This is a genomic window from Leisingera sp. ABM4_101 (assembly GCF_056158725.1).
The window spans coordinates 104,312-127,222 of the sequence record NZ_JBSWTV010000004.1; the positions used below are offsets into that span (position 1 = coordinate 104,312).

Here is a 22,911-nt window from a genome sequence, read left to right on the forward strand (position 1 = left end):
GGAGGGCGGGACCGTGCAGATCTGCTACAGTCTTTGGAACTTTGATATTTTTTGCGATCCAAAGTTGTGGCGGATTTCCGCCTGCCCTACCGTAACCCCGGTACCCCGCGCCCCTGGCCCGGCCCTTTGCCCGAGAGATAGTTAAGGACTTTCAATGACCCGCTTGCTGCACCGCGCCCTGCGCCTGCTTCCTGCTTTCCTGTCTCTCACCACCCCCGCAGCGGCCCTTGCAGCCCCCGTTTTCGAGGCCGAGTTCTCACCGGTTTCAATCGCCTCGGGCAACAATTCGACGCTGACCTTCACCATCACCGAATCCTCTGGCGCCCCAGCCAGCGGCCTGGCCTTCAGCGGCACCCTGCCCGCAGGCCTGACCGTTGCCAGCGGCAGCCAGAACAACAGCTGCGACGGCACCTTCACTGCAGCCGCCGGGGGCACCAGCCTGGCCTTCAGCGGCGGGCGGCTCGGGGCCAGCGAGATCTGCACGATCTCGCTGCCCGTCACCTCCAGCACGGTGGCAACCCATACATTCACCAGCGGCGATCTGACCTCCTCCCAGGGCAACAGCGGCAGCGCCACCGACGACCTGACCGTCACCGCCGCCAGCGGCACCGGCTATTCCAAATCCGCCAGCCCCTCTGCGGTGGATCCGGGCAGCACCACGACGCTGACCTACAGCTTTGATGTCACCGTCCCCTCCAGCCCCGGGTTCACCGATTACCGGACCCCCTCCTTCAGCGAAACGCTGCCTGCGGGGCTGAGCTTCCCCTCGCCCGCCACCACCAGCAGCTCCTGCGGCGGCACCCTGACGGTGGATCAGGGGGCCGGCACCCTGGAGTTCGACGGCCCGACGCTGACCACAGGCGGCACCACCAGCTGCACCATCACCGCCCTGGTCCGGGCGGACACCGCGGGCAGCTACAGCCTGGAAAACGATCTCATTGTCCGCAATCCGTTCTTCACCACCATTTCCCAGGACACCGCCAGTGCCAGCCTGACCGTCAACAGTCCGGCCGCAGACAGCCTGAGCCTGATCAAGGCTTTTGACGTGATCCAGGCCAATGCCGGCGAAAGCGTGACGCTGACCTTCACCCTCAACAACACCAGCCGCAGCAGCAGCGCCGCCAATCTGGCCTTCAGTGATGACCTGGACGGCTCTTTCCTCTCCGGCGCCACTTTCAGCAGCCTCAACAGCAACAGCTGCGGCGGCTCGGTCACCGGCGCCGGCAGCAGCACGCTCAGCTTCTCCGGCGGCAGCCTGGCCGCCGGGGCCAGCTGCACCATCTCGGCAGAGATTGCCCTGCCTGCAGGCGCCGCAGACGGCACCCATACCAATACCACCAGCGCGCTGACCGGCGATCTCGGCGGCAGCCCGGTGACCGGCAGCACCGCCAGCACCACGCTCCGGGTGTTCGGCGCGGGCTCCCAGCCGCCATCGCTCAGCAAGGCCTTCACCGACAACCCGGTGACCGCCGGCTCCACCGGCACGCTGCGCTATACCATCACCAACCCGAATGCGGCCGTAAGCGCCACGGATATCGCCTTCAGCGATGTGATTACCGATATCACCGGCGCCAATAACGTCACCATCAGCACCCTGCCCGCGGCAAACAGCTGCGGGACGGGCAGCACCTTCACCCAGACCTTTCCCGGTACCGACGTCTTTGCCTTCAGCATGAGCGGCGGCAGCCTGGCCGGCGGGGCCAGCTGCAGCTTTGACCTGGTGCTCGCCGCCGCCGCAGACACCCCGCCCGGCGACTATCCTTTCTCCACCGGCGACCTGAGCGCCACCGTGAACGGCACTCCGGCCGTCGCCAGCGGCGCCAGCGCCACGATGACGATCGCAGGCGGCGCCAACCTCAGCCTGGTCAAATCCTTCACCCAGGACGCCGCCGCAGCCGGCAGCGATACTGAGCTGACCTTCACCCTCTCAAGCGCTGCAGAATCGGCAGCCGCCGCCACCGCCATCGCCTTTACCGACGACCTGGATGCCTTCCTGTCCGGCACCGTCTTCAGCAGCCTCACCAGCGACAGCTGCGGCGGCAGCCTGAGCGGCAGCTCCACCCTCAGCTATTCCGGCGGCACCCTGGATCCCGGCGAAAGCTGCCAGATTGTCCTGGACATCAGCCTGCCCGCAGGCGCCGCAAACGGCACCTATACCAACACCACCAGCGCGCTCAGCGCCACGGCCGGCGGCCAGGCCACCGCTGCCAGCGCCTCCAGCGACAGCCTGCAGGTGATCTCCGCGCAGCCGCTGCAGACCGCCAAGAGCTTTGCCGCCGCCGCCCTGCCCGGCGGCACCGTCACCCTGACCTACACGCTGACCAACCCGGACAGCAGCGCCGGTTATACCGGCGGCTTCTTCACCGACAGCTACAGCACCGCGCTGAGCAGCCTGGCAGCGGTCAACAACCCGCCTGCCACCTTCACCAATTGCGGCAGCGCGCCCTCCTCCAGCGGCACCACTTTCGGCATTTTCTCCGGCCTCGACATCGCCGCCGGCAGCAGCTGCATTATCGAGGTGGAACTGCTGGTGCCGGCCGGCGCGTCGGATGGCAGCTATGGCTCGCTCAGCTCCAGCGTGACCGCCACGGTGAACAGCGCCTCGGTGGCCCTGCCCGCGATGCTGGCAAATCTGGAAGTGGATTCCGCCCAGCTGTCGCTCAGCAAATCCTACACCGATGATCCGGCGGCACCGGGCGGCACGGTGACCGCGGAATACACGCTCACCAACCTGAACAGCAGTGCTGCAAGCGCCATTGCCTTCACCGATGGCCTGGACGCGGTGCTCAGCGGCCTCGCCTCCAGCTCCGGCACGCTCAGCGATCCCTGCGGCGCAGGCTCCTCCTTCTCCGGCACCTCCACGCTCAGCCTGACCGGCGCCAGCCTTGCGGCCGGCGGCAGCTGTACCTTCAGCGTGACCCTGGCCGTCCCGGGCAGCGCCGCCGCCAATGACTACAGCGGCACGACCAGCAGCGTCACCGGCACCATCTCCGGGCTCGCGGTCACCGGCCCCGCCGCCAGCGCCACCCTCAGCGTCAGCGCCTTCTCGCGGCCCAGCTTCAGCAAATCCTTTGCTGACCCGGCCCTGGCCGCCGGCGGCAGCACCACGCTGACCTATGTGATCACCAATACCGACAGCAGCGCCAGCCTGACCGGGCTGCGGTTCTCCGATGACCTGGATGCATCCCTCAGCGGCCTCGCCGTGACCGGCGGCACCGGCAGCAACCTGTGCGGCAGCGGCTCCAGCGTGACCGGCAGCAGCACGGTATCGCTCACCGCCGGCAGCCTGGCCCCCGGCGAAAGCTGCAGCATCCCGCTGACCGTGACCGTGCCGGCTGCTGCAGCAACCGGCAGCTACAGCAGCAGCTCCGGCACGCTGACAGAGAACGGCAGCTTTGCCGCACCCGCCGCCACCGCCGCCTTCACGGTGGAACCCGCCCCCGGCTTTGCCAAATCCTTTGCCAGCGCCTCAATCGCAGAGGGCGGCAGCACCACGCTGACGCTGACCGTGGACAACAGCGCCTCGGCAATTGCCGCCTCGGCGCTGGATGTGACCGACAACCTGCCCGCCGGGCTGGTGCTGGCCACGCCCGCCAATGCCGCCGCCACCTGCACCGGCGGCACGCTCACCGCGGCGGCCGGCAGCGCCAGCCTGAACTACAGCGGCGGCACCGTGGCCGCCGGCGCCAGCTGCACCATCAGCGCAGAGGTGACCAGCGCCACGGCCGGCAGCTACACCAACACCACCGGCGATCTGACCTCTTCCTCCGGCAATTCCGGCACCGCTTCGGCCAGCCTGAATGTGATCGGGCTGACCGTGGACACCCCCTTTACCGCCGATAACATCGTCAACGCCGCCGAGGCCGCCGCATTGACCGTCTCCGGCAGCAGCACGCTGATCGAGGATGGCCGGACCGTCACCGTCACGGTCACCGGCAGCGCATCAGCTTCCGTCAGCGGCAGCACCACCGTCTCGGGCAATGCCTGGAGCCTGACCCTGGATCTCTCAGGGCTGGCCGACGGCGATCTCAGCCTGACCGCGGATGCCTCGGATCTGGCCGGCACGGCTGCGCGGCAGGCCAGCGCCAGCCTCAGCAAGGATGCCGCCGCGCCGGCAGGCCAGAGCGTGAGCTTTGACCAGGATCCGCTGAATGCCGCCAATCAAACCGCTGCCAGCTTCAGTTTTGCGGACGCCGAGGCCGGCAGCAGCTATGCCTATACCATCAGCTCTGACGGCGGCGGCAGCGATGTCACCGGCAGCGGCACCCTCGCCGGCGCCGCCGATCAGATCACCGGGCTGGATCTCTCCGGGCTGGGCGACGGCACCCTGACGCTGTCCGTGGTGCTGACCGATGCGGCCGGCAATGCGGCCGGGGCGGTGACCGCCACCGCAGCCAAGGACACCACGGCACCGGCCGGCTACAGCGTCAGCTTTGACCAGAGCGCGGTGAATGCCGCCAATCAAACCGCCGCCAGCTTCTCCTTCAGCAGCGCAGAGGCCGGCAGCAGCTATGCCTATACCATCAGCTCCGATGGCGGCGGCAGCGATGTGACCGGCAGCGGCACCCTCGCCGGAGCCGCCGATCAGATCACCGGGCTGGATCTCTCCGGGCTGGGCGACGGCACCCTGACGCTGTCCGTGGTGCTGACCGACACCGCCGGCAATGCCGGCGCCGCAGTGACTGCCACCGTGATCAAGGGCAGCGCCATCCCGGGCCTCGCCTTTGACAGCCCGCTGCTGGGCGATGATGCCGCCGGCGCCTCCGAAACGGCAGCCGCCGCCCTTTCCGGCAGCAGCACGCTGATCGAAGACGGCCAGACCGTCACCGTCACCGTCACGGACAGCACGCCGGCTTCGGTCAGCGGCAGCACCACCGTCTCGGGCAACGCCTGGAGCCTGACCCTGGATATCTCGGGGCTGGCCGATGGCGATCTCAGCCTGACCGCGGATGCTTCGGACACGCTGGGCAATGCGGCGCCGCAGGCCACCGCCACGCTGACCAAGGATACCGCGGCACCGGCCGGCTACAGCGTCAGCTTTGACCAGGATCCGGTGAATGCCGCCACCCAGGCCGCCGCCAGCTTCACCTTCGCGGACGCCGAGGCCGGGGGCAGCTATGCCTTTACCATCAGCTCCGATGGCGGCGGCAGCGATGTGACCGGCAGCGGCACCCTTGCCGGCGCCACCGATCAGATCACCGGACTGGATCTCTCCGGGCTCGGCGACGGCACCCTGACGCTGTCCGTGGTGCTGACCGATGCGGCCGGCAATGCCGGCGCCGCAGTGACCGCCGCCGCGGCCAAGGACACGGCGGCCCCGGCCGGCCATAGCGTCAGCTTTGACCAGGATCCGGTGAGCGCAGCCAATGAAACCGCCGCCAGCTTCTCCTTCAGCGGCGCGGAAACCGGCAGCAGCTATGCCTATACCATCAGCTCCGATGGCGGCGGCAGCGATGTGACCGGCAGCGGCACCATCGCCAGCGCCGCCGGCCAGATCACCGGGCTGGATCTCTCCGGGCTCGGCGACGGTACCCTGACGCTGAGCCTGGCGCTGAGCGACAGCGCCGGCAACAGCAGCACCGCCACGGCCGCCGCGGACAAGGAAGCCAGCCCGCCCACGGTGGTGCTCGGCGGGCCGGACACGGCGCAAAGCGACCCGTTCGAGGTTACACTGCAATTCAGCGAAACGGTCACCGGGCTGAGCCTGGACGGGCTGGAGATCAGCGGCGGCAGCGCCTCGGATCTGACCGGCAGCGATGCCAGCTACAGCGTTACCGTGACCCCGGATCACGACGGCACCCTTACCATCCAGCTGAGCGCGGATGCGGTGCAGGACCAGGCCGGCAACGGCAATGCGGCCTCGGAGATCCTGGAAGCCACCGCCGAGCTGACCGGCACCCCGAACCCCTCGCCGCCTGCGGACCTGGATGGCGACGGCGTGCCCGACAGCTTTGAAAGCGCCACCGCGGACCGCGACGGCGACGGCATCCCGGATGCTGAGGATTACGACCCCCAGGGCTATTTCTACTGCGAGGACGACGGCCGGATCCTGACCGGCGGCGGCATCACCGTGACCGGGCCTTCGGGCTCCAACAGCAGCGTCGGCATCGCCAATGACATCAACATCGTGCGCGACGGCTCCAGCGGCGAATACCAGTGGTTCGCCCAGCGGCCCGGCACCTATACGGTCGCCTACAGCTACCCCTCCGGCGGCGCCGCCAGCACCGCGCGGCTCAGCTCCGGCAGCCTGGATGTAACCTCGCTGCTGCCCGCCAACCCGGCGGTGCTCGGCTCCACCCAGGTAGGCAGCACCGGGGTTCTGGCGGATGCCTCGCTCAGCGCCAACCCGGTGTTCTACGACACATTCGTGATCGAGGCCGGCGACCCCAACGTGCTGGCCAACAACATCCCGATGACCCAATGCGCAGAGAACGCGGTCACCGTCAGCGCGGCCGATGACGGTGCCGAGGCCAATGGCGGCACCCCGGATGATGCGGGCTTCACCGTCTCGCTGGAGCGTGCCTCCACCGTGGACACGGTGATCAGCTACAGCCTGGCCGGCACCGCCACCGCCGGTGCTGACTATACCGCACCGGCCGGCTCGGTAACGGTTCCGGCCGGCGGCACCAGCGCAGAAATCACCGTGACCGTGCTGGAGGATCAGCTGATCGAGGGCAGCGAAACCCTGATCCTGACCCTGACCGCAGTGACCGCAGGCAACGGCGCCAGCCTCAGCACCACTGCTGCCGATCTGACTGCGACCGCCAGCCTGGCCGATGACGATTTTGCCGTCGTTGCAGTCACCAATGACGACCTCACCGCCTCGGAGAACGGCGAGGACACCGCGGCAATGTCCTTCCGGCTGCTGGGCCAGCCCGGCCAGGATGTGCAGCTGGCCTTCACCGGCGACAGCCAATGCAGCGTTTCGCCCGCCTCCATGCGCTTCGGCGCGGCCGATTTCGCCACCCCCCAGGTGCTGACCATCAGCGCCATCGACGACGAGGACGTGGAAGGCACCCACAGCTGCCAGCCTGCGGTCACCGTCAGCTCGGCGGACACCCGCTATGACGGCTTTGCCCTGACCCTGGCCCAGGTGCAGATCAGCGACGACCTGGTCGACCAGATCCGCGACCAGCTGACCGCGGTGCTGAAGAAAGACCTGGAAGAGACCGTCAAGACCCAGCAGCGCTACTTCAGCCGGATCGCCAAAGGCGCGCTGGAGCGGCTGCAGGCCGGCCAGGAAGGGCTGCGCTGCGGCACCGTCGCCGCCTTTGACGTCGATGGCAGCCTGCAGGTCCAGGGCAGCACCGGCAGCAGCGCCGGCGGTTTCGGCTGGGATGTCTACAATTGCGGCAGCGGCAGCCGCGAGATCCTGGATGGCACCTTCACCCTCAGCCGTACTGACGGGCTGGGCACCCAGGCCATGCTGCAGTTCTCGCGCCAGAGCGAGCGGTTCCTGCCGGAGCAGGCGCTGCGCGGCCGGTTCTGGGGCGGTTATGTCAGCCGCACCAGCGCCGATGGCGCCGCTGACGGCTCCATCACCGGCTTTGGCGCCAATGCCGGGATCTACGGCGCCCGGGCGCTGAGCCAGGGGCTGTTCCTGGATTACTATGCCGCCGCCGCGCTTGGCCATCACCGCTACCGGCTGCGGTTTGAAACCGCCACCGACCCGATCCATGCCCGCGGCGGCTATAGCTATGCGGCCGGCTTTGCTGGGGCGGCGCTGTCCGGGCGGCATCAGCTGAACAACATGCTGATCAGCCCGCGGCTGGGGGCCGATCTGGCCTTTGCCGAAGCGGATGACGCCAGCGTCACCGCCACCCAGCTGTCGCAAAGCGACACCGGGCGGATCGACATCCCCGGCTACAACGGCGGCCGCATCTTTGCCGAGGTGGAATTCGCCAGCCTCGCCGCCGAAGGCAGCGGCCCGGCCAGCGGCCTGGCGGCGCGGCTGTCCTTTGCGCCGCGGCTGGCCTGCGAAAGCTCGTCTTACGGCGGCACCACCGGCTGCGGCGCGGGTTTTGCCTTTGCCCGCGATGTCTATGACCCCGCCACCGGCCTGCGGTACGGCTTTGAGATCGACTATGAGCATATCAACGGCAGCGACCGGCTGGCGCTGGATGTGCACCGCGAGCGGCCCTTTGCCGGCGGCCAGGGCGCCGTGGTGACCCGGATCACCGCTCCGGATGCGGACAGCCTGAAGATCGAACACGGCATCCGGCTCGATTTCTGAACCGGATGCCCGCAGCAGGCAGCAGAACACCGAAACAAAAGAACACCGGCAAAAAGAAAACAGCCCGCCTGAAAAGGCGGGCTGTTTTACTGTTCCAAAGGGCCCTGACGCAGATCTATTGCTGCGGCCCGGCTTCTGCCCTGGCCGCGGCCAGCGCCTGGGCTTCGGCCAGCTGCCCCGGGGTCATCCGGGCCTGCAGCGCCGCGCTCAGGCCGCGCGCTTCCGGCAGGCCCGCGCTGGCCGCCAGCACCAGCCACATATAGCCCAGCACATAATCCTGCGGCAGCGCGCGGCCCTCGAAATACATCCAGCCAAGATTGGCCATCGCCGCCGGATAGCCCGCCTCTGCCGAGGCCCGCAGCAGCGCTGCCGCCGCCTGCAGCCCGTCCCGGGACGGCTCCGGCTGCTGCAGCGCCAGCCAGGCCAGCTGGAACTGCGCCAGCGGATCGCCGGCCGCGGCCCCGCTGTTCAGCTGCTCCAGCTCTGCAGCGCTGCGCCCCGGCGGCGCCAGCCGGGCGTCATAAACCGGCCCCGGTTCTGCGGCGGCGCTGTCCGCCCGGGCAGCCCGGCGGTACAGCTCTGCTGCCTTGGCCTCATCCAGCGCCACCCCAAAGCCGTTCTCATGCATCACCCCGAGGTTGCGGATGGCCGGAGCCAGCCCCTGGGCTGCCGCAGCCTCGAACAGGGCAGCCGCGCGGGCATAATCCTGCGCAGCGCCCTCGCCGCGCACATGCATCAGGCCCAGGTTGTTCAGCGCCCGGGGATGGCCCGCCGCGGCCGGGCCTTCATAAAGCTGGCGCGCACGCGCCAGATCCGGCGCCACGCCGGTGCCATTCTGATAGAGCACCCCCAGGCTGACCGCCGCATCCTGATGGCCCTGCGCGGCCGCACGGCCATACAGTTCTGCCGCCCGGGCCGCGCCGCCCGCCTCCGGTGCCTGCTCCAGCACTGCCGCCAGGTCGAACAGATGCTGCGCCGCGCCGCCAGCCGCAGCCTGCTCCAGCCAGTGCAGCGCCTGATTGCGGTCCTGCGCCACCCCCAGCCCGCTGTGGTAATACTGGCCCAGCCGGTTCTGCGCCGCCGCATGGCCCTGTTCCGCGGCGCGCGCCAGCCAGCCCGCAGCGCGGGCATAATTCTGCAGCACCCCGCGGCCGTCCTGCAGCCGCAAGGCCAGCGCATATTGCGCCCCGGCCTGGCCCGCCTCCGCTTCGGCGCGCAGCTGCTCCAGCGGCAGGCCTGGCTGCTGCCCTGCGGCCGCCGCCGGCAGCACCAGCCACAGCGCCGCCGCCAGCGGGCGCAAACGCTGCAAAGGCCGCCGTCTCATTCCGCCGCCAGCCCGGCCGGGGCCGCCGCCGCCGCCAGAAAGCGGCGCGCCGCGGCCTGGGCCGCGGCCAGCTGCTCCGGCGTCATCAGATCCGCCACCACACCGCGAGTCTCCAGCGCCCCGGAGCTGCCGCCTGCAGCAGCAATGTTCAGCCACTTATGGGCCTGCACATAATCCTGCGGGCGGCCCTGCCCCTTGACATAGAGCAGCCCCAGCTGGTGCTGCGCAGCAGTGTCCCCGGCGGCGGCCGCCGCCTCAAACAGCGCCGCCGCCTCATCCGGGCGCCCGCCTTTTTCCTGCAGCCGCAGGCCCAGGGCGGTTTGTGCCGGGCGCAGGCCGGCGGCCGCCTGCTGCGCCAGCCAGGCCTCAGCCGCGCTGTCCTCCTGCCGGGCAGCCGCCAGCGCCCAGGGCACCATCCGGTGCGGCGCCAGCAGCCCCTCCAGGCGGCCCGCACCGGCCAGCCGTCCCAGGTTCAGCTCTGCCTCAGTGCTGCCCAGCTCTGCCGCCGCGCGGTAAAGCGCCACCGCCTGCTCCAGGTCCGGGTCCCGGCCGCGGCCCTGCTCCAGCATGGCCGCCAGCGCCACCGCCGCCTGCGGCAGCCCGTGCTGCCAGGCGGCCTGATACATCTGCCAGGCCTGCGGCAGATCCTCTGCTACCCCGTAGGCCCCCGAATAAGCCTCGCCCAGGGCGGCCATCGCGCCGCCATCGCCCGCCGCGGCCGCCGCCTGCAGCCAGCGCAGCGCCTCGGCCGGATCGGCGGCAGCACCATCGCCCTTGAGGTATTTGCGCCCCAGCGCCGCCTGGGCCGGCACAAAGCCGCCCGCCCCCGAGCGGCGCAGCCAATCCAGCGCCGCCGCCCGGTCGCGCGCAATGCCCTGGCCGCTGTCCAGCGCATAGGCCAGGTAGAACTGCGCCTCGCCATGATCCGCCGCTGCCGCCTCCTGCAGCCAATGCAGCGCCCGGGCGCTGTCCTGCGCGATGCCGGTGCCGCGGGCCATGGCGCGGCTCAGCTCGAACTGCGCCTTGCTGTGGCCCTGCTCCGCCGCCGCCTGCATCCAAGCCGCGGCGCTGGCGGCATCCTGCACCACCCCCTCGCCGGCCTGGTGCAGCAGCCCCAGGTAATACTGCGCCTCGCTGCTGCCGCGCGCGCCCGCCGCCAGCAGCAGCTGCGCCGCCTGGGCCGGATCCGGGCCGGCCCGCCCGGCACCGTGCTGAGATACAGCCGCGCCAGCAGCACCGCCGCCTGCGTCTGGCCCTGATCCGCTGCCGCCTGCAGCCAGTCCCGCGCCGCCGCCGGATCGGCCGGCCCGCCCAGCCCCTCCAGCAGCACCCGGCCATAGCGGTACTGAGCAAACGCCGCATCCGGGGCCGCCGCCAGCTGCGCCAGCCCCTGCCGGACGCGGGCAAAATCCCCGGCCGCCCAGGCCTGTTCCACCTGCGCCATGGTCAGCGCCTGCGGGCTGTCCGCCACGGTTTCAGCACCGGCCGGAGCTGCCTCCTGGGCAGCCGCCCCCAGCGGCGCGGCGGCAAGGATCAGGCACAGCGGGGCTAAACGGAATAAAGTCATATCTCTCACGCGTCATCTGCAATCGGCCAAGCGGCATGCGCGGACCCTAAGGCCCGCCGCCGGCAAGATCAAACCCCTCCAGCGGCCCGCAGCAGCCACAGCACCGCCGCCGCCGCGCACAGCGCCGCGCCAAAGGGCAGCACCATGCGGCCGCGCAGCCGCCGCCGCTGCAGCCAGGCCGCCGCCAGCGCCCCGCCAGAGGCCATCAAGAGCAGCAGCGGCAGATCCAGCGCGCCGGCAAACCCGCCCAGCCCCGCCATCAGCTTGACATCTCCCAGCCCCAGCCCCTCGCGGCCGCGCAACGCCCGGTAGCCCAGCCGCAGCGCCAGAAAACTGCCGGTCCCCAGCGCCGCGCCGCCCAGCACCGCCGCCAGCCCGGCGCCGCCCGGCTGCAGCCCCATCAGCAGCACCGCCGCAAACAGCGCCGCGGTCAGCACATCCGGCAGCCGCAGCCACAGCAGATCCGCCGCCGCCAGCGCCAGCAGCAGCCAAAGGAACAGGCAGGACAGCAGCACCCCGGCGGCGCTGCCGCCCGCCGCCAGCGCCAGCCCCGCAGCGCCGGCGGCGGCAATTTCGCAATACAGCAGCCAGGGCGGCACCGCCGCGCCGCAATGGCGGCAGCGCCCGCGCGCCAGGGCAAAGGACAGCAGCGGAACCAGATCCGCCGCGCCCAGGCGCTGGCCGCAGCTGCGGCAGGCCGAGCGCTGCAGCACCGCATCCTCGCCGCGCGGCAGCCGGTCGGCCAGCACCGCCAGGAACGACCCCGCGGCCGGCGCCAGCAGCAGCAGCAGCCAGGCCGCCGGCTCCGGCATCCCGGCTGTCAGCGCCGCCGCAAACCGGGCCGCAAGCGCCTCCCAGGGGCTCATTGCGCCGCCTGCATGGTTTCCCCTCTTTCCGCCCCCCTGCCGGATTGGCTATGGAGCAATGGACAAGTCCTGAGCCCCCCCTCTATCATGCCGCCGGTCAAAAGAAAGAACCCGATGCAGCCACAGCCCGCCCCCTCCCTTTGCCCGCCCCCCGCAGATCTCCAGCCCCGCCGCCGCACGGCCCGGCAGCAGCAGGGCGATGCCGGGTTTTCCCTGCTCGAACTGATGGTGGTGGTGGTGATCCTCTCGATCCTGGCCCTGGTGGTGGTGCCGCGGGTGATCGACCGGCCTGACCAGGCCCGCGCCGCCCGCGCCAAGGCCGATATCGCCGCCATCGCCAGCGCCGTGAAACTCTACCGGCTCGACAATTTCCGCTATCCGACCACCGAGCAGGGCCTGGCCGCCCTGGTGCAGAAGCCCGGCAGCGACCCGGTGCCCGCCAATTGGGCCCAAAACGGCTATATGGACCGGCTGCCGCAGGACCCCTGGGGCCAGCCCTATAACTACCTGTCGCCCGGCGTGCATGGCGAATTCGACATCTTCAGCTATGGCGCCAACGGGGTGGCCGGCGGCAGCGGCGCGGATGCGGATATCGGCTCGTGGACCCTGCAATAGAGCCTGTTCCGCCGGGTCCCGGCCCTCTGCCCGCCCAGCAGGCGGGGTTCACCCTGGTTGAGCTGCTGGTCAGCGTGGCCATCCTGTCGGTGCTGGCCGCAGGGGCGGTGCTCGCCCTCGGCGGCAACCCGGACCGCAGCGCCCGCGACCTGGCGCTGTTCCGCAGCCAGTACAGCGCCGCCCGCGCCCTGGCGGTGGCCGGCGGCCAAAGCCGCGGGCTCGCCATCACATCCCAGGGCCTGCGCCTGGCCTGGCACGGCCGCGCCGGCTGGGAAACCGCAGAGCGGCTGCAGCCCTGGCAGGGGCGGGTGGCGCTCTCGGCGCGGCCTGCCCCTGCCCCCGGCGCCCCGGACATCGTGCTGCTGGCCAACGGCCGCTCCAGCGCCTTCAGCATTGCCTTTGGCAGCGCCGCACGCTGCCGCACCAGCGGATGGGAGGCACTGGCATGCACCGGAGACTGACCCCGCCCCCCGCCGGTCTCCCCGCCCGCGCTGCAGCCACGGCCGGGCTCACCCTGATTGAGCTGGCCATCGCCATCTTCGTGCTGGCGGCAGCCAGCGTTGCCCTGCTGCGCAGCGCCGATCAGTCGCGGCTGGCAATCGGCGGCGAGGCGCCGCGGCTGCTGGCCCGCACCGCCGCCCGCAACCGCGCCGAGGAGCTGCAGCTGCTGGGACCCGCCGCCCGGCTGCCGCAGCAGGCCGAACTGGGCGGCATCACCTTCACCCTGCAGGCCCGCCGCGAAACCACAGCTGCCGGGCTGATCAAAACCGAAATCACCGCCCGCGCCGAAAGCGGTGAAGCCGCAGCACTGACGCTCTACCTGCCCGCCGCGGGGCTGCGATGAAGGCCGCGCGCGGCGCCGCCGACCGCGGCCTCAGCCTGATTGAGCTGGTGGCGGCGATGGCCGTCTTTGCCCTGGTGGCAGTGCTCGGCGCCCAGGCCCTCGGCGGCATGATCCGGATGCGCGGCACGCTGGAGGCCCGGGCCGCGGAAACCGCTGCATTGGCACAGGCGCTGAGCCTGCTGCGCGCGGATCTGTCGGCGGCGGTGCCAATGCTGTTCTACCCGCCGGGCCAGGGCGCGCCGCAATCGGCGCTGATGCTGCGCGGCGGGGTGCTGGCCATTTCGGCGGGCGGCCAGCCGGCGCTGGATCCCGATCCCGAGGCCCTGGGGCTGCAGCGGATCGAATGGCAGCTGCAGGGCGGCCGCCTCAGCCGCCGCATCTGGCCTGCGCTGACCCCCGCCCGCGCCGCCTCCCGGCTGCCGGCAATGACGGTGCTGGACGGGGTCAGCGCCTTGCAGGTCCGCAGCTACTGGGACGGTGCCGGCTGGGTGGAGGGCACCGCCGCGCTCAAGCCCCGGCCGCGGGGCAGCACCGCGCCGGCCGCGGATGCCGATCAGGCCGGCACCGCCCCGGAGGTCTATTCCAGCAGCCTGCCGCTGGCGGTGGAAGTGCGGCTCGAGACACGGGATTTCGGCTCTGTCCGGCTGCTGGAGACCCTGAAATGAGCCGCCGGCACGCCGGCAGCCGCGGCTTTGTCCTGGTCAATGCGCTGGTGCTGGTGGCAGCGCTGTCGGCGGCGGCGGTGCTGCTGCTGGCACGCGCCGAAGGCGGCCGGGCGCGGCTGCAGGCAGAGCTGCAGGCGGATCAGCTGGCGCTGGCGCTGGATGCCTTCGATGCCCTGGCCATCACCCTGCTGGCGCAGGACCGCAATGCCACCGATCATCCTGGCGAGGCCTGGGCCCAGGTGCAGGCAGGACACGCACTGGCACAGGGCACGGTCAGCGGCCGGATCGAGGACCTCCAGGGGCGTTTCAATGTGAACTGGCTGGCGGATCCGGACAATACGGCGGCCCGCGCCGCCTTTGCCAGGCTGCTGCAGACCCTGGGGCTGCCGCCGCGCACCGCAGACGCCATCCACGCCGCGCTGAAGCCCGGCGGGCCGCAGGACCGTGCCGCCTGGGCACGGCTCGACCCGCCGCTGGACCCGGTTGGCGGCGCGCTGCTGGACGCCGGCCAGCTGGCCGGCATTCCCGGGCTGCCGCCGCGCAGCTACCAGCGCCTGCGCCCCTATATCACCGCGCTGCCCGGCGGCAGCCGCCTGAATGTGAACACCGCCCCGCCCCAGGTCCTGGCCGCCTTTCTGCCGCAGCTGCCGCCCGCCGCCCTGGCCCGGCTGCAGGCAACGCTGCCCGCAGCCTCGCCCCAGGCCTTTCTGATTGCCGCAGGCCTGGCCCGGGCCGGCGCTGGCCAGGCCGCGGAGCAGAACGGTGACACAGATCCGGAGCAGCTGACGGCGGCGCAGATCACCGTGGCCTCGCAGTGGTTCCGGGCCAGCGCAGAGGCGCAGCTGGGCCCGCTCTCGGGCCGCCGCAGCACGGTGCTGCGCAAAACCGGCGGCGCCCGGCCGCCAGCCGTGGCCTGGCGGCTGACCCGGCGGCCCTGAACCACGGCCCCCGCCCCGATTGCGCATTGCACTTGCGCCGCCCCGCCCCCATTCTGCGCCGCGCAGACCCAATCAGCATTCAGCAACAGGAGCCCCGGGCCATGCCCTCTGCCAGCGCCAAGCCAGACACAGCCGCGGAGTTCGTCCGCCTGGGCCCGGACGGCACCGCCGCAGCCGCCGCGCATCAGGTGGTGGCGGTGCCGGGCGAGACGGTGCCGCTGTTTGCGCTGGATCTGCCCGCCGGGCTGCGCGGCCAGGCCCGGGAACAGGTGGCCCGGCGCCAGCTGGCCGCCCGGCTTGGCCTGCGCGGCAGCCAGTTTGCCATGCAGCCCTTTGCCCCGGACCGCAAGACCGCCGCCGCCTGGACCCGGGCGGTGGCCGCTGACACCGGCTGGCTGGACAAGCTGCGGCAGCTGCCGGGCCGGGCGGTGCTGCCCGACTACCTGACCCTGCCCGCCGCCCCCGGGGTCTGGACACTGGCCCTGCGTGGCAGCGGCGCCGCCATCAGCGCCCGGCTGGGGATTGAGGACGGCTTTACCGCCCAGGCGCCGCTGGCCCGGGTGATGCTGCAGCAGGCGCTGGACAGCCAGCCGCCGCCCAAGGCGCTGCTGCTGCCGGAAACCGCGCCGCCGGAATTTGCCGCCCTGGCCCGCAGCCGCGGCATCCCGGTGGCCGCCAGCGCCGCTGCGGTGGCGGCGCTGGGGCTGCCGCAGCCGGTGGTGCTGGGCCATGGCGAGCTGGCCTGCGACCTGCGCGCCAACCCGATGGCGGCCCAGGCCCGGCTGGAACGCGCCCTGCTGCCCTGGCGCTGGCCGCTGCTGGCGCTGGCGCTGGCCGCCGCCCTGTGGAGCGCCGCCCAGATCACCGCCATCCGCCGCATAGAGGCCGGAACCTCCGCCGCCGCCGCCGCCACTGCCGCCCTGGTGCAGACCCATTTCACCAATGGCGCCCCGGTGCTGGACGCGCGGCTGCAGATCAGCCGCGCGCTCTCGGCCCTGCGCCGCGGCAGCGGCGCTGCAGCGCAAGCCGATGTGCTGGATCTGACCCGCCGCACCGCCGCGGTGGCCGCCGCCGCGGGCGCCCGGGCCGAAAGCCTCAGCTACCAGCAGGGCGAGGCGCTGCGGCTGGCGCTGCGGCTCACCGATTTCGCCGCCGCCGACCGGCTTGCGGCGGCGCTGCGGGCGCAGGGGCTGGCGGTGCAGCTGACCGATTCCCGGGCCGATGGCAGCGAGGGCGGCGTCTTTGCCGAATTTGCCATCACCGCAGACAGCCGCCCGGCCCCGGACGGAGACCGCCAATGAGCGCCCGGATGATCTCCCGCCTGGCCGCCCTGCTGCTGCCGCTCAGCCGCCGCGAACGGCTGCTGCTGGCGGCGCTGGGTCTGGCGGTGCTGCCGCTGGCCATCGGATTTCTGCTGCTGCTGCCGCTGCATGAGCGCCGCCAGGCCGCGGCTGCGGCGCAGGCAGAGGCCATCGCGCTGCAGGCCTGGGCGGCAGAGCGGCTGGCCGAGAAACAGGCGCTGGACCGCAATGCCCCGCCTGCCCCCGGCGCTCCGGCCGGCCTCAGCGGCATTGAGCAGAAACTGGTGGCCGCCGGGCTCCGGCGCCAGCTCAGCGGGCTGGGCAGCGGTGCCGGGGACACGCTGGAGCTGCGCTTCGCCAGCATCGGCTTTGATGAGCTCGGGGCGTTTCTGATGGGCGCGCATCCCGCCTGGGGCTACCGCCTGCGCAGTTTCCGCTTTGAGGCCCTGGACACCCCCGGACAGGTGGCCGCCTGGATCACCCTGGAGCCGCAATAGGCCGCCAGGGCTGGTTGCCGGCCCCGGCTTAGAGCCTGTCCAGACGGGCCCGGATGCTGGCCCGGCGCCCGGCCAGAGAGCCCAGCGGGTCCAGGCTGGCATGGGATTTCAGAACTTCGTCCAGCGCGGCCTCTGCCGCCTGCAGCTGCTGTTTCCCGGCCGCCGCTTGGCCGCCCGCCAGCAGCGACAGCCCCAGCTCATGCTGGGCGGTGCCCTGCACCGCCAGCGCCGCCGCCCGGGCCTCGCCGGACTGGCCCTGGGCCAGGGTTGCAGCCGTTTTGGCGGCAGCGGCGAAATCGCCGCCGCGCAGCTCGGCATGGGCATATTCCAGCTGCAGCCGCGGCGCCAGCGGTCCGGCCTGGCCGATCAGTTTCAGATAGGCGCGCTTGGCTTGGGCATATTCGCCGCCCTCCAGCGCGTTGCGGGCCACCGCATACTGCTTCTGGAAACCGCCCTGCCCCGAAGGCGCCGCGCCGCAGCTGCCAAGCAGCAGCACAAGCGCCATTCCGGCCAGCCCGGCCCTGCCAGCCCGGGCCGGAATTGCAAAGGTGGATGCCTGCATCTGCTGCTCTCTTTCCGGCTGCCCGATTGATGTGTTAATTGTTGCGGAAAATTTACCATGCCCGGCGCCGCCCGTCCATGCTTGCGCAGCAGGGCGGGCGGGGGCACTTGAGGCGGTTTTGGGAAAGGATCCGATGCGTCTGATATCTGCAGCCTGCACGCTGCTGGCGCTGGCCGCGGCCGGTCAGGCCGGGCATCTGCTGTGGCAGGAAACCCGGGCCCCGGCCCGCCTGCCTGCGGCCGCGGCAAACGCGGTTCCGGAACCGCTCGCGCAGCCCGCTCCGGCGGCCGCGCCGCCGCGCAGCTGGGCGCCGCTGTTCGGAGAAAAGCAGCCGCCCCGGCCGCAGGCCGCCGCCCCGGCCCCGGCGGCCGCTGCTGCGGCGCCGCCAAAGCCGCCTCTGGCCAGCCTGGGCTATGCGCTCCAGGGGGTGGTGCAGGCAGGCGAAACCACCTGGGCAATGATTTCCCACCCGGCCGGCGCGCAGCTGCTGCGGGCCGGAGACAGGCTGCCAGGCGGCATCACGGTGGAGCGCATCGACAGCCGCGGGCTGTGGCTGTCACGCAGCGGCGGCGCGCCCGAACTGCTGGATTTCCCGCAATAGAGCCTGTTTTTGCTCTGCTGTGCCCGCCCCGGGGCGGTCTCAGCGGAAGCAGGCCGGCGCGGCGGGGCACGGGCCTCAGCCCGCTATGGCAGCCTGCAGATCGAAGACCGGCAGCAGCACCGCCAGCACAATCACCAGCACCAGCCCGCCCACCAGCATCATCAGCACCGGCTCCAGCAAGGCGGCAATGCGCTTGCGTTCGGTCTGCAGCCGGTGCTCTGTCAGATCGGCGGCACGGGCGGTCATCCGGGCCAGCTGCACCGACACTTCGCCGGCGCTGATCAGCTGCCGCGCCACCGGCGGCAGGAAGCTGAGCCGCCCCAGCGCCTCCGACAGGCTCTCGCCCTGGCGCACCGCCGCCGCCGCCGCCGCCGCCTCCTCCTGGAAACCGGCGGTCTCCAGCACCCCGGCAGCACTGCTGGCCGCGCTCAGCACCGCATGGCGCGATCCCAGGACCAGGGCCAGGGTGCGCATATACTGCACCGCCTCTCCCAGCCGCAGCAGCCGCCCGGCCACCGGCAGCCGCAGCAGGATCCGGTCCCGCAGGCGGCGCAGGCGGGGCACCCGCGGCACCGCCGCCAGCCCCCCGGCCAGGGCGGCCGCCAGCAGCGCCAGCCCCGCCGCATGCGCCCGCAGCGCCTCCGAGACCGCCAGCACCGCCACCGTCAGCGGCGGCAGCGGGCGGCCGGTCATTTCGAACATCGCCACGATTTCGGGCGCCACGCTGGTCATCAGGATGCCGCAGACCAGCAGCGACACCGCGGCCACAAACCCCGGATAGACCAGCGCGGTGGCGATCTGCGCGCGGCCCGTGTTCTGCTGCTCCAGATGGGCGGCCAGCCCGTCAAACACCGCCGCCAGCTCCCCCGCCGCCTCGCCCGCCCGGAGCGCGGCCAGGTAATAGGGCGGAAACCCCGCCCCTGCATCCGCCAGCGCATCCGACAGCGCCGCCCCGTCCAAAAGCGCCGCCCGGGCCTGGGCCGCCACCGCATCCAGCGCCGGATGGCCGCCCGCGCGCACCGCTTCCAGCGCCTCATCCGCGGGCAGCTCTGCCGCCAGCATCACCGCCATCTGGCGGGTGAACACCGCCTGCAGCTCCGGCAGCAGGCGGCGCTGGCGCCAGCGCCGCGCCAGCCCCCCCTTCGCCCCGCGCGGCTGCGCCTCCGCCAGTTCGGCGGGAAACAGATCCTGCGCCGCCAGCTGGGCCGCGGCATCGGCTTCGGTCTCTGCCACCACAGTGCCGCGCCGCTTGCGCCCGGCACCGGTATAGGCGGTATAGGCATAGGCCTTCATGCGCCGTCCCCGGCGACCCGCAGGGTTTCCTCCAGGCTGACCAGCCCGGCGGCGGCCGCGGCCAGCCCCTGGCCCAGCAGGCTGTCCTGCGGCCGCAGGGCCAGATCGCGCAGCGCCGCCTCGCCGGCCCCCTGGTCAATGGCCCGGCGCAGCGCCTCATCCGCTTCGGCGATCTCAAAGATCCCCAGCCGCCCGGCATGGCCGCTGCCGCCGCAGGCGGCACAGCCGCCGCCCGCCCGGTACAGCTGCGCCGGCTGCGGCAGCCCGCAGCGGCCGAACAGCTCTGCCGCCCGGGCGCCGGGCGGCTCCGGCCGGCGGCAGTCCCGGCACAGGCGGCGCAGCAGCCGCTGCGCGATCACCCCGCGCAGCGTGGCGGCAATCAGAAAGTTGTCGACCCCCAGGTCGCGCAGCCGCACCACCGCGCCGGCCGTGCTGTTGGCATGCAGCGACGAGAACACCAGATGGCCGGTCAGCGCCGCTTGCGCCGCGGTCGAGGCGGTTTCGGCATCGCGGATCTCGCCGACCAGGATCACATCCGGGTCCTGGCGCAGGGTGGCGCGCAGCCCGGCCGCAAAGCTCATGCCGATGCCGGCATTGATCTGGCTCTGGGAAATCCCCGGCAGGTCGTATTCCACCGGATCCTCGACAGTGACGATATTGCGTGCCGCGCGGTCGGCCAGCTGCAGCAGCGAATACAGCGTGGTGGTCTTGCCCGCCCCGGTCGGCCCGGTGGCCAGGATAATGCCGTTGGGATATCCCGCCAGCCGCTGCAGCAGCGCCTGCTGATCCGCGCTCAGCCCCAGGCCGCCCAGCGGCAGCAGCCCTGCCGAGCGGTCCAGGATCCGCAGCACGATGCGCTCGCCGTACTGGCCGGGCAGCGAGCTGACCCGGGTGTCGATCACCCGCCCGCCCAGCGACAGCGGGATGCGGCCGTCCTGCGGCAGCCGGGTCTCGGCAATATCCAGCCCCGCCATCACCTTGAGCCGCGACACCACCCGGCGCACCGGCACATCGCTGCGGTCCAGCACCTCCTGCAGCACCCCGTCGACGCGCATCCGGACCCTGAGGCCGCCCTCATGCGGCTCCACATGCAAATCCGAGGCGCCGCCCTGCACCGCCCGCCGCAACAGCTGATTGACCAGCTGGATCACCGGCGCATCGCCGGGCTCGTCCAGCAGGTCGCGCTGGCGGCGGGCAAAGGCCGCCTCCTCCAGATCAAAGCTGAGGTCCGCGCCTGCCTCCGCGGCCTCTGCCCCCGCGGCGCTGTCCTGGTAAAGCCGCGCCAGCGCCGCCTCAAACCCCATCCGGCCGAGCTGCTCCACCGCCTCCAGCGCGGTCTCCGGCCCCAGCTGCCGCTGCGCCTCGCGCAGGCCCAGCTGGGTGGCGCCGGGGCCGGCCAGCAGGCGCAGGCCGCCCGGGCCCGCCTGCAGCAGCACCTGCTGGTCGCGGGCAAAGGCAAAGGGCAGCCGCGGCGGATACGCCGCCGCCCCGGGACCGGCCCCGGGTTCCGCTGCCATCCCGGCTGCGGTCTCAGTCCTGGCCGCTGAAGCGGAGGCGGCTGGGGAGCGGGGGATAGTTCCGGCGTTGTGCAACGTCATCAATGAATCCGGCATCAAAGGGCTGATTCAGGTCGGCGCCGTCAAACGGCAGCGCGCCGACCCGGGAGTGCGGAAACCGGCCGTCGTCCAGCGGTGCAATGGCGGCGCTGGCGCTCTGCGCCTTGCGCGACAGCTGGCGGGTGATCCGGCGCGCCTCGGCGTCCGAGGCCACCACCTGCGGCCGCAGCAGCACCAGCAGCACCCGCTGGTCGCCGGTGGCATTCTTGCCGCGGAACAGCCCGCCCAGAAGCGGCAGCTTCGACAGGCCGGGCACCCGCTGGTCCACCGCGCCGGAGCCGTTCTCCAGCAGGCCGCCCAGCATGATCACCGCCCCGTCGCTGACCAGCGCAGAGGTCGACAGCGACCGCCGCGAGGTGATCTCGCCGCCCGAGGAGGCGGTGGCATTGGTCAGATTGGACACCTCCTGCTTGATCAGCAGCCGCACGGTGCGGTCGGCGTTGATCTGCGGGGTAACATTGAGGGTGAGGCCGACATCCTGGCGCTCGATGGTCTGGAACGGGTTGTCCACCGCGCTGCCGCTCACGGTGGAGAAGCTGCCGGTGACAAAGGGCACATTCTGCGCCACCACGATTTCCGCCTCCTGATTGTTCAGGGTCAGGATCGACGGGGTGGACAGCAGCCGGGTGGAATTCACCGTGGTGATGGCGGTGAGCAGCCCGGCAATGCCGTCGCCGTCCTTCAGCCGGGCGCCGCCGATGACACCGGCCGCCCCCACCTCCAGCGCTTCGCCGCTGCTGGCGGCGGAAATCAGGTTGATCAGGCTGCTGCGCCCCGGCAGGGTGAACTGCACCCCGCCCACCAGCGCATCATTCAGCACCGCGCCGAATTGCACCGACAGGTCCGACAGCCCCTGCACCGACATTTCAAAGATCACCGCCTCTACCAGCACCTGGGCCGGGCGGCGGTCCAGATGGCGCACCATCTGCACGATATCATCGATCTGCTCCTGCGGCGCCGAGACCAGCAGCGTGTTGGTCTGCGGCTCCGGCACGATGCGGACCGGGGTGCGGCCGGTATTGTCCTGGGTATCGTTGAGGGTGCGCATCACCACATCGGCAATCGCCGCGGCCTCGGCATAATTCAGCCCGATGCTGCGCGCCGCCACCCGGTCGCGCTGGGTGTCGAGCTCGGCCGCCAGCACCCGCACCCGGTGGCGCAGCGCCTCGGAGCCGGAAACCACCAGCGCGTTGGAGCGGCGGTCGACGCTGATCGCCGCCTCCTCCGGCAGGATCTGCATTGCCTGCACCACCTGCATCACATCCGCCGCGGCGGCGTTCTGCAGCCGGATGATCTCCACCGGTGCCTGCTTGCGCGGCTTGTCCAGGCTTTCGATCAGCCGCGTGATCCGCTCCAGATTGGCGCCGCGGTCCGACAGGATCAGCCGGTTCGAGCCCGGCACCGCCGTCATCACCGCCTCGGCCGGCAGCAGCGGGCGCACCACCTCGATCACCTCCTGCAGCGGGATCTCGCGGACCGGAATCACCCGGGTTTCAAAACCGCCGGCCTGCCCCCCGGCACCGCCCGGCGCCAGCTCCCGCGCCGCATTGACCGGCACGATCCGGTCGGCGCCCGCGCCTTCGACCAGGGTCAGCCGGTTCAGCTCCAGCACCGCCAGGAACACCTCATACAGATCCTCCGGCGACATCTGGTCCGGCGCCAGCACCGTCACCGTGCCGCGGGCATTTGCATCCAGCACAAAGCGGCGGCCGGTAGCCTCGGAGACAATCTCGACAAAGCTGCGCAGATCGGCATCGCGCAGGTCCAGCGTCACCTGCGCCGCAGCCGGGCCGCCGGACCAGGCCGCCAGGCCCAGTGCCGGCATCAGTATCAGCATCAGCCTCAGCATCACCGCCCACCCCGGGGCCAGCGCCCGCAAAATCAGCGCTGCTGCGGCCTGCCGCATCTGTGCCTGGTCTGTCATTGGCCTGCTCTCTGGTTCCGCGCCGCCGCCTTCCCGGCGGCGGCCCTGCCTGTTCCGGCGCATCA

At 71.7% G+C, this 22,911-nt stretch carries 17 protein-coding genes; 9 read left to right on the plus strand and 8 right to left on the minus strand.

Going from position 1 to position 22,911, the window contains the following annotated elements; translation table 11 throughout:
- Nucleotides 1–154 precede the first annotated feature (154 nt).
- The gene (locus ACXAEK_RS23015; protein ID WP_475045670.1) at nucleotides 155–8,233 is read left to right on the plus strand and encodes a DUF7933 domain-containing protein; all 8,079 of its coding nucleotides are present in this window, start codon (nucleotides 155–157) and stop codon (nucleotides 8,231–8,233) included.
- A gap of 115 nt (nucleotides 8,234–8,348) precedes the next feature.
- Here ACXAEK_RS23015 and ACXAEK_RS23020 read toward each other — a convergent pair whose 3' ends face one another.
- The 4 genes from ACXAEK_RS23020 to ACXAEK_RS23035 all read right to left on the minus strand — a co-directional run bounded on the left by ACXAEK_RS23020 (nucleotide 8,349) and on the right by ACXAEK_RS23035 (nucleotide 11,990).
- Nucleotides 8,349–9,542 (minus strand): SEL1-like repeat protein, encoded by a 1,194-nt coding sequence (locus ACXAEK_RS23020; protein ID WP_475045671.1) that lies wholly within the window; start codon nucleotides 9,540–9,542, stop codon nucleotides 8,349–8,351.
- 11 nt (nucleotides 9,543–9,553) lie between these two features.
- The gene (locus tag ACXAEK_RS23025; RefSeq protein ID WP_475045673.1) at nucleotides 9,554–10,642 is read right to left on the minus strand and encodes a tetratricopeptide repeat protein; all 1,089 of its coding nucleotides are present in this window, start codon (nucleotides 10,640–10,642) and stop codon (nucleotides 9,554–9,556) included.
- Complete coding sequence (locus ACXAEK_RS23030) at nucleotides 10,564–11,124, minus strand: hypothetical protein (RefSeq protein WP_475045674.1); 561 nt, start codon at nucleotides 11,122–11,124, stop codon at nucleotides 10,564–10,566. The genes ACXAEK_RS23025 and ACXAEK_RS23030 overlap by 79 nt, the downstream gene beginning before the upstream one ends.
- Nucleotides 11,125–11,192: 68 nt before the next feature.
- Nucleotides 11,193–11,990, minus strand: a complete 798-nt coding sequence (locus tag ACXAEK_RS23035; protein WP_475045675.1) for a prepilin peptidase — start codon at nucleotides 11,988–11,990, stop codon at nucleotides 11,193–11,195.
- A gap of 114 nt (nucleotides 11,991–12,104) precedes the next feature.
- On the opposite strand from ACXAEK_RS23035, the gene gspG reads away from it, so the two are divergent.
- From gspG to gspM, 7 genes are all read left to right on the plus strand, one after another.
- Nucleotides 12,105–12,605 carry a type II secretion system major pseudopilin GspG gene (gene gspG, locus ACXAEK_RS23040; protein ID WP_475045676.1) on the plus strand — a complete coding sequence of 167 codons (501 nt, stop codon included), beginning with the start codon at nucleotides 12,105–12,107 and terminating at the stop codon, nucleotides 12,603–12,605.
- A complete protein-coding gene (locus ACXAEK_RS23045) occupies nucleotides 12,590–13,066 on the plus strand; it encodes a prepilin-type N-terminal cleavage/methylation domain-containing protein (protein ID WP_475045678.1) in 477 nt (158 codons plus the stop codon). The genes gspG and ACXAEK_RS23045 overlap by 16 nt, the downstream gene beginning before the upstream one ends.
- Nucleotides 13,051–13,449, plus strand: coding sequence for a hypothetical protein (locus ACXAEK_RS23050; protein ID WP_475045679.1), 399 nt, complete (start codon nucleotides 13,051–13,053; stop codon nucleotides 13,447–13,449). The genes ACXAEK_RS23045 and ACXAEK_RS23050 overlap by 16 nt, the downstream gene beginning before the upstream one ends.
- Nucleotides 13,446–14,114: a type II secretion system protein GspJ gene (locus tag ACXAEK_RS23055; RefSeq protein ID WP_475045680.1), complete on the plus strand. Its 669-nt coding sequence runs from the start codon at nucleotides 13,446–13,448 to the stop codon at nucleotides 14,112–14,114. The genes ACXAEK_RS23050 and ACXAEK_RS23055 overlap by 4 nt, the downstream gene beginning before the upstream one ends.
- Entirely contained in the window at nucleotides 14,111–15,052 is a 942-nt protein-coding gene (gene gspK, locus ACXAEK_RS23060; RefSeq protein ID WP_475045682.1) for a type II secretion system minor pseudopilin GspK, read from the plus strand. The genes ACXAEK_RS23055 and gspK overlap by 4 nt, the downstream gene beginning before the upstream one ends.
- A gap of 101 nt (nucleotides 15,053–15,153) precedes the next feature.
- Complete coding sequence (gene gspL / locus ACXAEK_RS23065) at nucleotides 15,154–16,353, plus strand: type II secretion system protein GspL (protein WP_475045683.1); 1,200 nt, start codon at nucleotides 15,154–15,156, stop codon at nucleotides 16,351–16,353.
- A complete protein-coding gene (gene gspM / locus ACXAEK_RS23070) occupies nucleotides 16,350–16,850 on the plus strand; it encodes a type II secretion system protein GspM (RefSeq protein WP_475045684.1) in 501 nt (166 codons plus the stop codon). The genes gspL and gspM overlap by 4 nt, the downstream gene beginning before the upstream one ends.
- A gap of 28 nt (nucleotides 16,851–16,878) precedes the next feature.
- Here gspM and ACXAEK_RS23075 read toward each other — a convergent pair whose 3' ends face one another.
- Nucleotides 16,879–17,412 (minus strand): hypothetical protein, encoded by a 534-nt coding sequence (locus tag ACXAEK_RS23075; protein WP_475045686.1) that lies wholly within the window; start codon nucleotides 17,410–17,412, stop codon nucleotides 16,879–16,881.
- 133 nt (nucleotides 17,413–17,545) lie between these two features.
- Here ACXAEK_RS23075 and ACXAEK_RS23080 point away from each other — a divergent pair, with 133 nt between their 5' ends.
- Nucleotides 17,546–18,013 carry a type II secretion system protein N gene (locus ACXAEK_RS23080; protein WP_475045688.1) on the plus strand — a complete coding sequence of 156 codons (468 nt, stop codon included), beginning with the start codon at nucleotides 17,546–17,548 and terminating at the stop codon, nucleotides 18,011–18,013.
- 75 nt (nucleotides 18,014–18,088) lie between these two features.
- On the opposite strand, the gene ACXAEK_RS23085 is transcribed toward ACXAEK_RS23080, so the two are convergent.
- The 3 genes from ACXAEK_RS23085 to gspD are packed head-to-tail and all read right to left on the minus strand — an operon-like array spanning nucleotide 18,089 to nucleotide 22,846.
- Nucleotides 18,089–19,306 carry a type II secretion system F family protein gene (locus ACXAEK_RS23085; protein WP_475045690.1) on the minus strand — a complete coding sequence of 406 codons (1,218 nt, stop codon included), beginning with the start codon at nucleotides 19,304–19,306 and terminating at the stop codon, nucleotides 18,089–18,091.
- Nucleotides 19,303–20,823 carry a GspE/PulE family protein gene (locus tag ACXAEK_RS23090; RefSeq protein WP_475045692.1) on the minus strand — a complete coding sequence of 507 codons (1,521 nt, stop codon included), beginning with the start codon at nucleotides 20,821–20,823 and terminating at the stop codon, nucleotides 19,303–19,305. Before ACXAEK_RS23090 ends, ACXAEK_RS23085 begins: the two co-directional genes overlap by 4 nt.
- A 13-nt stretch (nucleotides 20,824–20,836) precedes the next feature.
- Nucleotides 20,837–22,846, minus strand: a complete 2,010-nt coding sequence (gene gspD / locus ACXAEK_RS23095) for a type II secretion system secretin GspD (RefSeq protein ID WP_475045694.1) — start codon at nucleotides 22,844–22,846, stop codon at nucleotides 20,837–20,839.
- Between the last annotated feature and the right edge of the window lie 65 nt (nucleotides 22,847–22,911).

Coding starts and splice junctions, on each gene's coding strand:
- ACXAEK_RS23015 (WP_475045670.1), top strand. CDS start 155: ATGACCCGCTTGCTGCACCGCGCCCTGCGCCTGCTTCCTGCTTTCCTG.
- ACXAEK_RS23030 (WP_475045674.1), bottom strand. CDS start 11,124: ATGACTTTATTCCGTTTAGCCCCGCTGTGCCTGATCCTTGCCGCCGCG.
- ACXAEK_RS23035 (WP_475045675.1), bottom strand. CDS start 11,990: ATGAGCCCCTGGGAGGCGCTTGCGGCCCGGTTTGCGGCGGCGCTGACA.
- gspG (WP_475045676.1), top strand. CDS start 12,105: ATGCAGCCACAGCCCGCCCCCTCCCTTTGCCCGCCCCCCGCAGATCTC.
- ACXAEK_RS23050 (WP_475045679.1), top strand. CDS start 13,051: ATGCACCGGAGACTGACCCCGCCCCCCGCCGGTCTCCCCGCCCGCGCT.
- ACXAEK_RS23055 (WP_475045680.1), top strand. CDS start 13,446: ATGAAGGCCGCGCGCGGCGCCGCCGACCGCGGCCTCAGCCTGATTGAG.
- gspK (WP_475045682.1), top strand. CDS start 14,111: ATGAGCCGCCGGCACGCCGGCAGCCGCGGCTTTGTCCTGGTCAATGCG.
- gspL (WP_475045683.1), top strand. CDS start 15,154: ATGCCCTCTGCCAGCGCCAAGCCAGACACAGCCGCGGAGTTCGTCCGC.
- gspM (WP_475045684.1), top strand. CDS start 16,350: ATGAGCGCCCGGATGATCTCCCGCCTGGCCGCCCTGCTGCTGCCGCTC.
- ACXAEK_RS23075 (WP_475045686.1), bottom strand. CDS start 17,412: ATGCAGGCATCCACCTTTGCAATTCCGGCCCGGGCTGGCAGGGCCGGG.
- ACXAEK_RS23080 (WP_475045688.1), top strand. CDS start 17,546: ATGCGTCTGATATCTGCAGCCTGCACGCTGCTGGCGCTGGCCGCGGCC.
- ACXAEK_RS23085 (WP_475045690.1), bottom strand. CDS start 19,306: ATGAAGGCCTATGCCTATACCGCCTATACCGGTGCCGGGCGCAAGCGG.
- ACXAEK_RS23090 (WP_475045692.1), bottom strand. CDS start 20,823: ATGGCAGCGGAACCCGGGGCCGGTCCCGGGGCGGCGGCGTATCCGCCG.
- gspD (WP_475045694.1), bottom strand. CDS start 22,846: ATGACAGACCAGGCACAGATGCGGCAGGCCGCAGCAGCGCTGATTTTG.